Genomic DNA, 14,719 nt, shown 5'->3' on the forward strand with positions numbered 1-14,719 from the left:
CCTGCCGGAGGAAGTACCCGCGCGTCCAGAGCCCCGACACCGTCTCCGCGTGCGCGGGAGCGTGTTCGGGGTCGGTGACGTAGCCATTGCGGCGCGGCCCCAGGTGGTGGGTCGCGATGATCTCCCCGCCGGAGAGCACGTCGATCTGCTCCCCGATGACCCGGACGTCGACGCTGAGACCGGCGAACTGCGACGGGACGGAGTACTTGATCGTGTCGAGCTGGATGTGCCAGTCCCGGTGGACCTTCGCCTTGCGCCAGAGAACCGGCTCCCAGCGACGGGACGGCAGCCCGATCAGCTCACCCCGCTCGTGCTCTTCGAACCATGCGCGGCGAGACCGGGGCTCACCGCGGAACGGGGCCCGGTCGTTGATCGCCTCGACCTGGGAGGCGACGACGGCATTCAACTCATCCAGCGACGCGAACACCCGATCGGCGAGGTAGTGGATCACCCAGTTCGTGACGACCTTCACCCCGGCTTCGACATGCCCCTTGTCGCGCGGACGATACGAGCGGGTCGGGACCGCGGCGGTGCCGTAGTACTCCAAGAACTCCGCATACGACGAGTTCACCTCCCTCGCCTTCTCGGTCCGGGAGATCTGGTTCGACGCGGTCGACGCGTTGTCCGGGACGACCACCTGGGTGACGCCGCCGAGATACTCGAACGCGCGACGGTGCGCGTCCAACCAGGCCGGCTGCTTCTCGTCCAGACACCCGTACGCGAACACCATCCCGGAGAACGGCAGCGACGCGACGAACACCGACACCCGCGTCGACTCCCTCGTGATCGGGTCGGTGAGCTGTATCTGCGTGCCAGCCCAATCGACCTGCATCGTATGTCCGGGGACGTGCGCGATCGGGAGGGTCAGATCGTTCACGCGGACGTGCTCCGCGACGATCTGGCAGAACCGCTCATACCCGTAGAATCGCGCGCCGGCCGGGGCGTCGGTCTCCAGATAGCGTGCCCACAACACCTTCAACGGCGGCTTGTTCCGCCCCAGCCTCGCCGTGACGACCTTGTCGATGTCGACGGGGACGAACTCGTCGACCACGCTCTTGCGGCCATCGGTGAACAGCCGGTCGATCTCCTCAAGCGACAGGCCGTCGACCTGCTCCCGCGTCGTGAACCCCTCCTCATCGAGGACCCGGCGAGCCCTGGCGATGGCGCGATGCGAACACCCCGCCATCGCCTCGATCTGCCTATACGCATACCCCTGCACCAGCAGGCCCATCACAAACCGGTAGTCCGTCATCACGACGTTCCTCTCCACCAGCGACCAGCCCTTGGCCGCGGCGGAAGTCATCCTCGAACCCGCCACCGGGGCGCTACCGGCTCCCCGCACGCGTGCTACCGGATCGTTACACGCGCGCTACCCGAAGCGCCTTCTTAACAGTCTTCACCGACCCGTCCGTGCGCTCGCTGCTGGACGATTGGGACGACACGAGCCGGCGCTTCCTCGCCGAGTTCCGGGCGGAGGCCGGACCGCGCCTGAGTGATCCCCGCTACCTCGACCTCATCTCTCGGCTCCGCGCGGCGAGCGTCGACTTCGACACCCGCTGGAACGAGCACGGCGTCGGCGGTTTCGTCTCACGCGAGCGCGTGTTCCGTCATCCCGAGCTCGGCCGGCTCGTGTTCGAGCACCACCAGCTGCGGCCTTCCGACCACCTCGATCTGCAGCTCGTCGTCTACGTCGCGGATGCCGAGACCCGACGGCGCTTCGCGCGCACGAAGGACTGAGGCTGCGCCGCCGCTCAGGCGAGCATCGCGACGATCGCGGCGATGCGTCGCGTGCGGGTCTCATCTGACTTGGCCGAGACGACGTTCGTGACGTGCGCCTTGCGCGCGCTGGGAGCGAGCGCGTCGAAGCGCGCGCGGATCCCCGCATCGTCCAAGGCGACGGCGAGATCGTCCGGGACCTCGACCGTCCGCGGTGCCGTGTCGAGCTCGAGGGTGACCTCGATCGCGTCACCGCCGGCGAGGCCGGGGGGAACCATGATGCCGGTGTTGTTTCCCTGCTGGAAGTGCGTCGTTTCGAACCGCATGCTGCGAGTATGCCCCCTCCACGCGGAAGACCGCCCACGACCCCGCGGCGGACGACGGGCCGGTCGCGACGCCGTGCAGAGAGGTGAGCATGCCCAGCAGGTCCATCGGTGAAGCGATGGTGTCGCGAGAAAAACTGTGGAGCCTAGGAGATTCGAACTCCTGACATCCTGCTTGCAAAGCAGGCGCTCTACCAACTGAGCTAAGGCCCCGGACGGGTGTTTGGTGGGGCTACCAGGACTTGAACCTGGGACCTCTTCATTATCAGTGAAGCGCTCTAACCGCCTGAGCTATAGCCCCGTCCGGAGGCGGCGTTGCCGCCGTCAACCTCCAAGACTTTACCCGACGAGCGGGCAAACAAAAAATCGGTCAGTTGGATGTGAAGCCGACGAGCAGTCCGCCGGTCACCTTGACCATCAGGTTGTAGATCCCGGCGACGACGGCACCCAGCACCGTGATCACGATCAGGTTCAGGATGGCGACCACCGAGGAGAACGCCATGACCTGTGCGAGGTTGATCACATCGCTCAACTTGAAGTTGTCGTCGAACGCCTTGAAAAGGTCGTCGAGCTTGCCGATCAGTCCCGTCGTGCTGAGCACCGTGTAGATCAGGAAGCTGGCCACCACGGTGACGATCGCGATGGCGACCGCGGCGAGGAAGGACAGCTTCACGGCGGACCAGAAGTCCACGTACACGAGGCGCAGACGCACCTGCTTGGCGCTGGTCTTACTGGATGACTTCTTGGCGAGCTTGTCGGCTACCGTGCTCATGCGTCGGTGTCACTTCCTTCGGGGCGCGAAGCGGGGGAGTCTTCGGCGTCGGTGGTCTCGGCCGGGTCCTGCTCCGCTCGGAGCGCTCGCTCCGAGTTCCGTGCAATCGCGAGGATGCGATCGTCGTCGTCGGGACGGGCGAAGACCACTCCCATGGTGTCGCGACCCTTCGCAGGCACCTCGGCCACGGCAGAGCGTACCACCTTGCCGCTGGCAAGAACCACCAAGACCTCGTCGTCCTCACCGACGATCAGACCGCCCGCCAGGTCGCCCCGATCCTCGTTCAGCTTGGCGACCTTGATGCCCAGTCCGCCACGTCCCTGGAGGCGGTACTGGTCGACAGCGGTGCGCTTGGCGTACCCGCCTTCGGTCACGACGAAGACGTAGGCATCGTCCTTCGCGACGGATGCCGACAGGAGCGTATCGCCCTCACGGAACGACATCCCCTTCACACCCTCCGTCGAGCGTCCCATGGGGCGCAGCGACTCGTCGGTCGCGGTGAACCGCAGCGACATGCCCTGGCGCGAGATGAGCAGGATGTCGTCGGTGTCGTCCACGAGCAGCGCGCTGACGACCTCGTCGCCGTCCTCCTCGTCCTGCCCGCGCAGGCGGATCGCGATGATCCCGCCCTGACGGTTGGTGTCGTACTCGCTGAGGAAGGTCTTCTTGATCTTGCCGTCGCGGGTGGCCAGCACCAGGTACTGCGCGACCTTGTAGTCGCGGATGTCCAGGATCTGCGCGATCTCCTCACCCGGCTGCAGCGCCAGCAGGTTCGCGACGTGCTGACCCTTCGCATCGCGGCCGGCCTCGGGCACCTCGTACGCCTTGGACCGGTAGACGCGACCCTTCGTGGTGAAGAACAGCAGCCAGTGGTGCGTGGTCGTCACGAAGAAATGCTCGACCACATCGTCCGCCCGCAGCTGGGCGCCCTTGACACCCTTGCCGCCGCGGTGCTGCGAACGGTAGTTGTCACTGCGTGTGCGCTTGATGTACCCATCGCGGGTGACGGTGATGATCATCTCCTCTTCGGGGATGAGGTCTTCCATCGACATGTCGCCATCGAAGCCGTGCAGGATCGTCGTGCGCCGCTCGTCGCCGAACTTGTCCACGATGCCCGTGAGCTCTGCGGCGATGATCGTGCGCTGACGACCCGGCGTGACGAGGATGTCGTTCAGATCGGCGATCTGCGCCTCCAGCTCGGTGGCCTCGTCGATGATCTTCTGACGCTCGAGCGCCGCCAGGCGGCGCAGCTGCATCGCGAGGATCGCATCGGCCTGCACATCGTCGATCGCGAGCAGCGACTTCAGACCCTCGCGCGCCTCGTCGACCGTGGGCGAGCGGCGGATGAGTGCGATGACCTCGTCCAGCGCATCGAGCGCCTTGAGGTACGCGCGCAGGATGTGCATGCGCTCTTCGGCCTTGCGCAGACGGAAGCGCGTGCGCCGCACGATGACCTCGACCTGATGGTCGATCCAGTAGGAGATGAAGCCGTCGAGGGCCAGGGTGCGCGGCACACCGTCCACGATCGCCAGCATGTTGGCGCCGAAGTTCTCCTGCAGCTGCGTGTGCTTGTACAGGTTGTTCAGGACGACCTTGGCGACGGCATCCCGCTTCAGGACGATGACGAGGCGCTGGCCCGTGCGGTCGCTCGTCTCGTCGCGGATGTCGGCGATGCCGGTGATGCGACCATCGCGCGCGAGATCGCGGATCTTCAGCGCGACGTTGTCGGGATTGACCTGGTAGGGCAGCTCGGTGATCACGAGGCACGTACGGCCCTGGATCTCCTCGACGTTCACGACGGCGCGCATCGTGATCGAACCCCGACCGGTGCGCTGCGCTTCGCGGATGCCCTTGGTTCCGAGGATCTGCGCCCCGGTGGGGAAGTCCGGCCCGTGGATGCGGCTCATGAGCGCCTCGAGCAGCTCCTCGCGCGGCGCGTCCGGGTTCTCCAGCGCCCACAGCGCACCTTCCGCGACCTCGCGGAGGTTGTGCGGCGGGATGTTGGTCGCCATGCCGACCGCGATGCCGACCGAGCCGTTGACCAGCAGGTTCGGGAAGCGCGACGGCAGCACCGTCGGCTCCTGCGTCTTGCCGTCGTAGTTGTCCTCGAAATCGACGGTGTCCTCGTCGATGTCGCGCACCATCTCCATGGCGAGCGCGGCCATCTTCGTTTCGGTGTACCGCGGCGCGGCCGCACCCTGGTTGCCCGGAGATCCGAAGTTTCCCTGACCGTCGGCCAGCGGGTAGCGCAGCGACCACGGCTGCACGAGGCGCACGAGCGCGTCGTAGATCGCGCTGTCACCGTGCGGGTGATACTGACCCATCACCTCGCCGACGACGCGGGCGCACTTGTTGAAGCTCTTGTCGGGGCGGTAGCCCCCGTCGTACATGCCGTAGATGACACGGCGGTGCACGGGTTTGAGACCGTCACGGACGTCGGGCAGGGCGCGGCCGACGATGACGCTCATCGCGTAGTCGAGATAGCTGCGCTGCATCTCGACCTGGAGGTCGACCTGGTCGATGTTGCCGTGGTTGTGGCCGGCGTTCGGGTCGGGGCGTTCTTCGTCAGTCATGTCTTCTCGTTCTCACGGGGATGCCGTGCTACCGCTGCAGGTGAATGGAATGGATCAGATGTCGAGGAAGCGGACGTCCTTGGCGTTGCGCTGGATGAAGCTCCGGCGCGACTCGACGTCCTCGCCCATCAGCACCGAGAAGATCTCGTCCGCGGCGGCCGCGTCGTCGATCGTCACCTGCCGGAGGGTGCGGGTGCTGTGATCCATGGTCGTCTCCCACAGCTCCTTCGGGTTCATCTCGCCGAGACCCTTGTAGCGCTGGATGCCGGACTCCTTCGGCATCCGCTTTCCGTTGGCCAGGCCGTCGGCCAGCAGCGCATCGCGCTCCCGGTCGCTGAACACGTACTCGTGCTCGGCGTTCGTCCACTTCAGGCGGTACAGCGGCGGCATCGCGAGGTAGACGAAACCGGCCTCGATGAGTCCGCGCATGTAGCGGAACAGCAGCGTCAGCAGCAGCGTCGTGATGTGCTGCCCGTCGACGTCGGCATCGGCCATCAGCACGATCTTGTGATAGCGCGCCTTGGCGACGTCGAAGTCCTCGCCGATCCCGCAGCCGAACGCCGAGATGATCGCCTGGATCTCGTTGTTGCCGAGCGCGCGGTCCAGCCGCGCCTTCTCGACGTTGAGCACCTTGCCGCGCAGCGACAGGATCGCCTGCGTCTCGGGGTCGCGACCGCGGACGGCCGAACCGCCGGCCGAGTCGCCCTCGACGAGGAAGATCTCGCTGATCGACGGGTCCTTGCTCGTGCAGTCCTTGAGCTTGTCGGGCATGGATGCCGACTCGAAAACGCTCTTGCGTCGGGCGGTCTCGCGCGCCTTGCGGGCGGCCAGTCGCGCGGTCGCGGCATCGATCGCCTTCATGATGACGCGCTTGGCCTGGGCGGGGTTGCGGTCGAGCCAGTCGGTGAGCTGATCGCCGACGACCTTCTGCACGAACGCCTTCGCCTCGGTGTTGCCGAGCTTCGTCTTGGTCTGCCCCTCGAACTGCGGCTCGGACAGCTTCACGGAGATGACGGCGGTGAGCCCTTCACGGATGTCCTCACCCGTGAGGTTGTCGTCCTTCTCCTTGAGCAGGCCCTTCTCCCGCGCGTACTTGTTGATGTACGTCGTCATCGCGGCGCGGAAGCCCTCTTCGTGGGTACCGCCTTCGTGGGTGTTGATCGTGTTCGCGAAGGTGAAGACGTTCTCCGTGTAGCTCGTCGTCCACTGCATCGCGAGCTCGAGCGAGATGTGCCGTTCGGTGTCTTCGGATTCGACCTCGATGATCTCGTCGTTGACGACCTCGGCCTTGCGAATCTTGTTGAGGTACTCGACGTAGTCGACGAGGCCGCGTTCGTAGTGGAAGTCGTCGAACGGCTGCTTCTCGACGGCCCGCCCGTCTTCGCCGTCGACGACGTACGCCGAGGAAGGTCGCAGATCGCTCAGCGTGATGCGCAGCCCCTTGTTCAGGAACGCGGTCTGCTGGAAGCGCGTGCGCAGGGTGTCGTAATCGAAGTCGATCGTTTCGAAGATCCCGTCGTCCGGCCAGAACGTGATGGTCGTGCCGGTCTCCTCCGTGGCTTCGTCCTGGCTCAGCGGCGCCTGCGGCACACCGCCGTCGCGGAACGACTGACGCCACACGTGTCCCTGCCGGCGCACCTCGACATCCAGCCGCGTCGACAGTGCGTTGACGACGGAGGAGCCCACACCGTGCAGACCGCCCGAGACCGCGTAGCCGCCACCACCGAACTTGCCGCCGGCGTGCAGCACCGTCAGCACGACCTCGACGGTCGACTTGCCCTCGGCCTTGTGGATGTCGACGGGGATGCCGCGGCCGTTGTCGACCACGCGGATTGCGCCGTCTTCGAGGATCGTGACCGTGATGGTGTCGCAATAGCCGGCGAGGGCCTCATCGACGGAGTTGTCGACGATCTCGTAGACGAGGTGGTGGAGGCCGCGCTCACCGGTGGAACCGATGTACATCCCGGGACGCTTGCGCACCGCCTCGAGGCCTTCGAGCACCTGGATGGCGTCGGCCCCGTACTCGTTCTCGACCTTCTGTGACTGCTTCGGAGGAAGTTCCTGAGGAACGCTGTCGGGGGTATCGGACGTCATAGGTTTCGAGCGCTCCTGGATGGTCGATCAGAGACGTCTCATTCTACCCCCACACGGCTACCGAAAGTCCGGAGAAGGCCCCTGTGGCGCCCTGAAATCGTTCCGGATGCCCCCGGACCCTCTTCAACCGTAGGTATCGCGAGGACCCCGCCCTGGAACGGCTCTGGGGCCCCATTTCCATGAGGGGACGTCCGGCCCCACGAATCGGACATTCTGCACCCCGGCATCCGGGAACCGCCTCATCAGCTGCGTCACGATCTCCGCGCGCATCAACTGGAGGTTCTTCGCCCAGGCCGTCGAGTCGCACTGCACGGTCAGAAGCCCATCGGCGAGGGCGACCGGATGCGCGTGGCGGGCAGTCTCCTCGCCGGCGACATCCGTCCACTGCAGGACGAGATCCTCCCGCGCCAGCTGCGCGTCCCATCCGGACTGACGGGTGAGATCGGACAGCACGTCCGCGACGCCCTTGGGATCGCGACCGGGAGCGAATGGTTGCTTGTCGTCGTCATCGAGGGCGCGCTTCTTGCGGCGACGCGCCATACGGGGGGACGGCTCCAGGCCGCGCAGGCGCAGATACGTGCCGATCGTCTCCGGGATCTCGTCACTCATCGTCGACCTCCGCATCACCGTCGCCGTCGGCGTCGGCGGCCACGATCGTGCCGGCGACGACGCACACCGTCCGCGCGCGCAGCGCGGCGGGCACATCCTCCTCGACGGCGGCCGTGACGACCACCTGCTCGTAGCCTTCGACGAGGCCTGCCAAGCGCGAACGGCGGTCGGCGTCGAGTTCGGCGAACACGTCGTCGAGGATCAGCACCGGATCGCCCAGCTGGGACTGCGCGCGGAGCAGTTCGGCCGAGGCGAGACGCAGTGCGAGGGCGACCGACCACGATTCGCCGTGCGACGCGTAGCCCTTGACCGGCAGACCGCGCACACGCAGCAGCAGGTCATCGCGATGCGGGCCCACCAGCGTCAGCCCACGTTCCAGCTCGGATGCCCGCATCACGACGAGCTGCTCGCGGAAGATGCGCTGGATGTCCTCGGCGCCGAGTCCGCGCAGGGACGATGGCGCACCGTCGACGGCCTCGACACCGTCGTCGTCGGGGTCGGTTCCGCCGATCGAGAGCATCCATTCCATCTCCGGGCGATGGTCGGCTCCGGCGATCGCCGTGTACGCCCGCGAGACGGGGCCGGCCAGGTCGTCGACGAGGGCGAGTCGTGCGCGGATCACGTCGGTGCCGAGCTGGACGAGCTTGTCGTCCCAGACCTCCAGGGTCGACAGGCCCTGCCCGCGGATGCCGCGCGCACGCGCGGACTTCAGCAGCGCCGTCCGCTGCTTGAGCACCCGATCGTAGTCCGACAGCACTCCCGCCATGCGCGGTGCGCGCTGAATGAGCAGCTGATCGGCGAAACGACGCCGCGCAGACGGGTCGGATCGGACGATCTGAAGATCCTCGGGTGCGAATAGGACGACCTGGGCGTATCGCGGAAGCTCCGACGTCTTCACCGACGAGCCGTTGACGCGCGCCTTGTTGCTGCCGGTTCTGTTCACCTGCGCCTCGAGCATCACTCGCCGCTCGCCATACGCGAGCCGCATGCGCACGATCGCCGCGTCCGCTCCGTCGCGCACCATGGGAGCATCCTGCGACACCCGATGCGATCCCAGTGTGGCGAAGAACCCGATCGCTTCGGCGAGGTTTGTCTTGCCCTGACCGTTGCGGCCGACGAAGACATTGGCGCCGGCATCCAGCGAGACGTCGGCGGCCGCATAGTTGCGGAAGTCGACGAGGCTGAGCTGCTCCACGATCACCGACCCAGCCTATTCGGCGGTGCCGACGCTTCGGGGCCCCGCTCGAGCCGGCGGAAGCCGATCAGCGCAGCAGCAGGTTCGGCTGCAGCAGGTACTTGAAGCTCTCCGGCGTGCCCGACGTCTGCGGGGTGATCAGCACCGGGCTGAGCTTGTTGGCGTTGTCGCTGGAGGTGAAGGTGATGCGCGCGAACTCGCTCTTGACCGCGCCGAGGGCTTCGAGGAGGTACTGCGGGTTCAGTCCCAGCGTCACGTCCTCGCCGGTGAGGGTCGCATCGACCGACTCGGTCGCGCGCGCCTGCTCGGTGCCCGACGCGTCCATCGAGACGCCGTCTTCGGTGAACGTGAAACGCAGCGGGGCCGAGCGATCCAGGACGAGGGCGACGCGACGCACGGCTTCGGCCAGCTCAGCGGTGTTGACGACCGCGTAGTGGTCCGTCTGCTCGGGGAACAGGCGGCGCACCGGCGGGAAGTTGCCCTTGATCAGCAGCGAGGTCACGGTCTTGTTGCCCGCGGTGAAAGCGATGATCTCGCGATCTCCGGATCCCGAGAAGGCGATCTGAATGTCACCGGAGTGCGCGAACGTCTTTCCGACTTCGGTGAGAGTGCGCGCGGGAACCAGTGCTGTCGTCGATTCCTCGCTCGCGACACCGCCGCCGTCGAACTTTACGTCGCGCAGTGCGACGCGATAGCGGTCGGTCGCCACGAGGCTGAGCTCGTTGCCGGCCACCTCGAGCTGGACACCGGTGAGAACCGGGGTGACGTCGTCACGGGACGCGGCGAAGGCCACCTGGGCGATCGCGGTGGCGAAGTCCTCCGCCTGGACGAGTCCCGACTCACCGGAGACCTCGGGAATCGCCGGGTACTCCTGCACGGGCATCGACGCGAGCGTGAATCGTGCGGATCCGCACGTGAGCACGATGCCGTCGTCCTCGCCGACCTCGATCTGGATCGGCGCGTTGGGCAGACGGCTGGCGATCTCCGACAGCAGTCGTCCATGCACGAGGATCGTGCCGGGCTCATCGACCGTCGCTTCGATGGTCGTACGCGCCGACGCTTCGTAGTCGAAAGCCGCGAGCGACAGGCCATCTTCGGATGCTTCGATCAGCACACCGGCCAGGATCGGCTGCGGGTTGCGCTGCGGCAGGAGCTTGACAACGAACGACACGGCCTCGCTGAAAACATCGCGATTCACGTGGAACTTCACTGGCGCTCCCTTGACGTCGAGTAGGGCTCTCCCATGCTAGTGCCACGATCCGACCGGATTGACCCGGCATCCTCGTGCCGCGTCCGCACGGTCGGCACCGACGAGGTGATCGAATCGGATTCCTAGATGAAGTTCTTTGTCATGGTGTTAACGGCTGTGGAAACTGTGGAGAACTCGACCGATCCCAGTCGCGACAGGGAAACCACACGCGTGTAACTTGTGGGCGGCCTGCGGAGAGTCGGTGAGCGACATGAGCTCCGTCGCCGTTGTGGCCCTCACGTCATCCACAGGACAGCGTCATCGACTCACAAGAGTCCACCGGGATGCCGAGTTATCCACAGCCTGTCCACATTGTGCAGAACGCGTATATTGGCGCCGCCTGTGTGAGCCTGTCAAGGACGATCTGCGCGAGAAGACCCCCGGTGACGACACCGGGGGTCTTCTCGGAGGCCAGCGCAGCGAGCGCTCAGCGGCCGACGCGGCCGAGCTGCGTCGTGATCTCCGACACCTGGTTGTAGATGGAGCGCCGCTCCTTCATCAACTCGCTGATCTTCTTGTACGCGTACATCACTGTGGTGTGATCGCGATTGCCGAAGAGCTGGCCGATCTTGGGGAGGGAGAGGCTCGTGCGCTCGCGGCACAGATACATGGCGATCTGCCGTGCCGTTGCGATCGACTGCGATCGACTGGAACCGTAGAGATCGTCCACCGACAGCCGGAAGTACTGCGCTGTCGCCGTGATGATGTCGGTCGGCGAGATGACGTTGGCGTCGTCGGTGTCGACGATGTCGCGCAAGACGGTCTGGGCGAGTGAGATGTCGAGCGTCGAGCGGTTCAGGCTCGCGAACGCAGACACCCGGATCAGCGCGCCTTCCAGCTCACGGATGTTGCTCGAGACCTTCGTGGCGATGTATTCGAGGACCTCGTCGGGCACCAGAAGGCGTTCGGACTGGGCCTTCTTGCGCAGGATGGCGATGCGGGTTTCGAGGTCGGGCGCCTGCACATCGGTGATGAGGCCCCACTCGAAGCGGCTGCGCATGCGGTCTTCGAAGCCGGTGAGGTGGCGCGGCGGCACATCGCTCGTGATGACGACCTGCTTGTCGTGGTCGTGGAGCGTGTTGAAGGTGTGGAAGAAGGCCTCCTGCGTCTCGGCCTTTCCCTGGAGGAACTGGATGTCGTCGATCAGGAGGATGTCGACATCGCGGTAGCGCGCCTGGAAAGCGGAGCCGCGGTTGTTGGCGATCGAGTTGATGAAGTCGTTGGTGAACTCTTCGCTGGACACGTATCGCACACGGATGCCGGTGTACAGGCTGAGGGCGTAGTCGCCGATCGCGTGCAGAAGGTGGGTCTTTCCCAGCCCGGAGTCGCCGTAGATGAAGAGCGGGTTGTACGCCTTCGCCGGCGCCTCCGCGACGGCGACGGCCGCCGCGTGCGCGAAGCGGTTGGACTGACCGATGACGAAGTTGTCGAAGCTGTACTTCGGATTCAGGCGCGTGTCATTGCGCGAGGGCGAGGCCGCCGTCTCGGCGTAGTCTTCGGCAGCGGGTCGGGCGATGGGCACCGGCGCGGAGGCGGATTGAACAGGCACCGGCACCGTGAGGTGCGCATCGGCGAGCTCGGGGTTGACCACGACGCGGAACGAGGATGCCGCCGGCTCCGCGTCCACGCGAGCCAGAGCCTCCATGATGGGAGCCCGCAGACGCTTGTTGAGCTGAGCCGCGGTGAGGTCGTTGGGAACGTCCAGATAGAGGGTGCCGCTCATGACGCCCTGGGCGACGGCGAGATTGATGAAGCCCTGCAGCTGTGGAGTGACGCGCTCGTCTCCGGAGAGCTCTTCCAGCACGGCGGCCCAGACAGGGACATCTGGAATCTCGTGCTGTGACATGTCCCCTCCGGGGGTGCGATCGGTGCGGGACAGGGCGACATCGACGATGATCGAACCTGTGGATAACTATCGCAGTCACGGTAGTCAGCGACCCCGCGAAGAGCAAAATCCACTGTAGATCCGGCCCGCGTGTCTTCACCACACGCTATCCGCAGTCGGTGGATAATGATCCGTCCGGGTCGCTCGGTTTGAGTTCTTGTGGTTCTCGACGTAGCCTTAGTCGGTTGACTTATGCCCTGGGGCGCCCTCGGACGCTCTTGGACAGTCCCTGTACCCCGTGTCCCCGGTCTAGAGCGTTCGGGTGACCGCCGATCCGGAGTGATCCTCATGAGCAAGCGCACGTTCCAGCCCAACAACCGCCGCCGCGCCAAGAAGCACGGCTTCCGCGCCCGCATGCGCACGCGTGCCGGTCGTTCGATCCTGTCGGCGCGCCGCGCCAAGGGTCGCACCGAGCTTTCCGCCTGATCCGACAAAAGTGCTGGCGCGCGGGAACCGCATCACCCGCGGGGCGGAGTACAAGACCGTCGTCCGCAGGGGTGTCCGCTGTGCCGCGCCGCACACCGTGACGTATGTGACGACGTCGACGGAGGACCGCCCGCCGCGCTTCGGCTTCATCGTGAGCAAGCAGGTGGGCGGCGCTGTCGTCCGCAACACCGTTCGTCGACGCCTGAAGGCCGTGTGTGCACAGGCGATGGACGATGTCCGCCCCGGTGCGGACGTCGTCATCCGCGCGCTTCCGAGTGCCGCGACCGCGGATTTCGCGCAGTTGCGCGACGAGGTCACCCGATGCCTGGCACGACGGGCCGCCGCGTGAGTACGACGACGCTGCCCTCGTACTCCCTCGGCACCGGACACCTCACGGCATCCGGTGTACTGGCGTCCATCCCCCTGTTGCCGCGCAATGCAGGCCTCGTTCTTCTGCACGGCTATCGCGCGACGATCTCCCACCTGTACGGCGACGTCTGCAAGTATTACCCTTCCTGCTCTGCCTACGCGGTCGGAGCGGTGCAGCAGCACGGTCTCGTCAAGGGCTCGGCCCTCACGGCCGCCCGCCTCGCACGCTGTCACCCGTGGGCTCATGGTGGAATCGATGATGTGCCCCTGCACGCGAACTTCCGACACGAGCTGACCCGCTTCGGCTTCGTCGTGCCACCCACAGACGAGGCGTCGCCCGACGCGTCGCCGAGAAAGGACTGATCCGTGCTGGATCTTCTGTACGCCGCTGCCGCGGCGACACCGACCCCCGTCGTGCCGACGCCGACCACGCCGACGCCGTCGTCGAGCCTCGACTTCTTCAGCACCATCATGTGGCCGTTCAAGTGGATCGTCGAAGCGATCCTCGTGTTCTGGCACTGGATCTTCACCTCGCTCGGCCCCCAGGCCGACGCCGGACTCACGTGGGTGCTCTCGATCATGGGCCTCGTGATCGTCGTCCGCAGCGCCCTCATCCCTCTCTTCGTGCGTCAGATCAAGAGTCAGCGCAAGATGATGGAAATCGCTCCTGAACTGCGAAAAGTTCAGGAGAAGTACCGCGGCAAGAAGGATCAGCTCTCCCGTGAGGCGATGAGCCGCGAGACGATGGCGTTGTACAAGAAGCACGGCACGACGCCCGTGTCGAGCTGTCTGCCGTTGCTGGTGCAGATGCCCATCCTTCTCGGCATGTTCTACACGCTCAGCGATGTGAAGAAGCACGCCGAATGGGGCGTGGGAGGCGTGGGGCTTCTGAGTAAGGACCTCACGTGGCAGTTCTACGAGGCGAAACTCTTCGGTGTCGCGCCGCTGCACACCAGCCTGGTCGAGGCCATCAATCAGAAGCCGTCCGGCTGGGAAGCAACGGTCGCGATCCTGATCGTCCTCGTGGTGCTGATGATCGCGTCGCAGTTCATCACCCAGCTGCAGATCATCTCGAAGAACCTCTCCCCCGAGGCCAAGACCGGCCAGGCCTACCAGATGCAGCGCATCATGCTCTACATCCTGCCGCTCGCCTTCATCTTCTCGGGCATCTTCTTCCCGCTGGGCGTGGTGCTCTACTGGTTCACCTCGAACATCTGGACAATGGTGCAGCAGTTCCTCGTGATTCGAAACCTCCCCACGCCCGGCTCCGAGGCGGCCAAGGCTCGCGAAGAGCGCCTTGCGCGCAAGGGCAAGGCCATCGACGCACAGGGAAAGATCGTGCCGCTGGAGAAGTACCAGGCCGAACAGCAGCGCCTCTACGAAGAGGCGCAGAAGGCGAAGGCTGAAGCTCCCAAGCGGCAGCAGCCGGTGAGCAAGCAGCGAGCAAAGAAGCAGTCGCAGCAGCCGAAGAACAAGCCCACCACCGATTCTTGATCGAATCGTCAATT

At 65.6% G+C, this 14,719-nt stretch carries 14 protein-coding genes and 2 tRNA genes; 5 read left to right on the forward strand and 11 right to left on the reverse strand.

Translation table 11 applies throughout. The annotated features are described in order from the left end of the window. On the reverse strand, positions 1 to 1,303 hold a 1,303-nt coding region (istA, locus tag AS96_RS09295; protein WP_231477199.1), incomplete at its 3' end, for an IS21 family transposase. Between the two features lie 41 nt (positions 1,304 to 1,344). On the opposite strand from istA, the gene AS96_RS09300 reads away from it, so the two are divergent. After that, positions 1,345 to 1,737 carry an MmyB family transcriptional regulator gene (locus AS96_RS09300; protein WP_269319611.1) on the forward strand — a complete coding sequence of 131 codons (393 nt, stop codon included), beginning with the start codon at positions 1,345 to 1,347 and terminating at the stop codon, positions 1,735 to 1,737. Between the two features lie 14 nt (positions 1,738 to 1,751). On the opposite strand, the gene AS96_RS09305 is transcribed toward AS96_RS09300, so the two are convergent. From AS96_RS09305 to dnaA, 10 genes are all read right to left on the reverse strand, one after another. After that, on the reverse strand, positions 1,752 to 2,042 hold the full coding sequence (locus AS96_RS09305; RefSeq protein WP_036288842.1) for a YdeI/OmpD-associated family protein: 291 nt from the start codon (positions 2,040 to 2,042) through the stop codon (positions 1,752 to 1,754). A 137-nt stretch (positions 2,043 to 2,179) separates the two neighbouring features. Continuing rightward, positions 2,180 to 2,252 (reverse strand) — tRNA-Ala (locus tag AS96_RS09310). 11 nt (positions 2,253 to 2,263) lie between these two features. After that, positions 2,264 to 2,340, reverse strand: a tRNA-Ile gene (locus AS96_RS09315). 69 nt (positions 2,341 to 2,409) lie between these two features. After that, complete coding sequence (locus AS96_RS09320; protein WP_036288844.1) at positions 2,410 to 2,811, reverse strand: DUF3566 domain-containing protein; 402 nt, start codon at positions 2,809 to 2,811, stop codon at positions 2,410 to 2,412. Next, on the reverse strand, positions 2,808 to 5,384 hold the full coding sequence (gene gyrA, locus AS96_RS09325; protein WP_036288847.1) for a DNA gyrase subunit A: 2,577 nt from the start codon (positions 5,382 to 5,384) through the stop codon (positions 2,808 to 2,810). The genes AS96_RS09320 and gyrA overlap by 4 nt, the downstream gene beginning before the upstream one ends. A 54-nt stretch (positions 5,385 to 5,438) precedes the next feature. Then, positions 5,439 to 7,478, reverse strand: a complete 2,040-nt coding sequence (gyrB, locus tag AS96_RS09330; protein ID WP_036288850.1) for a DNA topoisomerase (ATP-hydrolyzing) subunit B — start codon at positions 7,476 to 7,478, stop codon at positions 5,439 to 5,441. Positions 7,479 to 7,601: 123 nt separating this feature from the next. Further along, complete coding sequence (locus AS96_RS09335) at positions 7,602 to 8,087, reverse strand: DUF721 domain-containing protein (protein ID WP_036288854.1); 486 nt, start codon at positions 8,085 to 8,087, stop codon at positions 7,602 to 7,604. Beyond that, positions 8,080 to 9,288: a DNA replication/repair protein RecF gene (gene recF, locus AS96_RS09340; protein WP_036288858.1), complete on the reverse strand. Its 1,209-nt coding sequence runs from the start codon at positions 9,286 to 9,288 to the stop codon at positions 8,080 to 8,082. Before recF ends, AS96_RS09335 begins: the two co-directional genes overlap by 8 nt. Positions 9,289 to 9,349: 61 nt before the next feature. Next, positions 9,350 to 10,492, reverse strand: coding sequence for a DNA polymerase III subunit beta (gene dnaN, locus AS96_RS09345; RefSeq protein WP_036288861.1), 1,143 nt, complete (start codon positions 10,490 to 10,492; stop codon positions 9,350 to 9,352). Positions 10,493 to 10,958: 466 nt separating this feature from the next. After that, the gene (dnaA, locus tag AS96_RS09350) at positions 10,959 to 12,377 is read right to left on the reverse strand and encodes a chromosomal replication initiator protein DnaA (protein WP_036288864.1); all 1,419 of its coding nucleotides are present in this window, start codon (positions 12,375 to 12,377) and stop codon (positions 10,959 to 10,961) included. Between the two features lie 327 nt (positions 12,378 to 12,704). Here dnaA and rpmH point away from each other — a divergent pair, with 327 nt between their 5' ends. From rpmH to yidC, 4 genes are read left to right on the forward strand one after another with little or no spacing between them, the layout of a single operon-like run. Then, positions 12,705 to 12,842, forward strand: coding sequence for a 50S ribosomal protein L34 (gene rpmH, locus AS96_RS09355; protein ID WP_005054680.1), 138 nt, complete (start codon positions 12,705 to 12,707; stop codon positions 12,840 to 12,842). A gap of 10 nt (positions 12,843 to 12,852) precedes the next feature. Beyond that, on the forward strand, positions 12,853 to 13,191 hold the full coding sequence (rnpA, locus tag AS96_RS09360) for a ribonuclease P protein component (protein WP_036288867.1): 339 nt from the start codon (positions 12,853 to 12,855) through the stop codon (positions 13,189 to 13,191). Then, entirely contained in the window at positions 13,164 to 13,574 is a 411-nt protein-coding gene (gene yidD, locus AS96_RS09365) for a membrane protein insertion efficiency factor YidD (protein WP_036288869.1), read from the forward strand. Before rnpA ends, yidD begins: the two co-directional genes overlap by 28 nt. 3 nt (positions 13,575 to 13,577) lie before the next feature. Further along, the gene (yidC, locus tag AS96_RS09370; protein WP_081768022.1) at positions 13,578 to 14,705 is read left to right on the forward strand and encodes a membrane protein insertase YidC; all 1,128 of its coding nucleotides are present in this window, start codon (positions 13,578 to 13,580) and stop codon (positions 14,703 to 14,705) included. Positions 14,706 to 14,719 lie beyond the last annotated feature (14 nt).

The sequence above is a fragment of the Microbacterium sp. MRS-1 genome (genome assembly GCF_000585455.1).
GTDB lineage: Bacteria > Actinomycetota > Actinomycetes > Actinomycetales > Microbacteriaceae > Microbacterium > Microbacterium laevaniformans.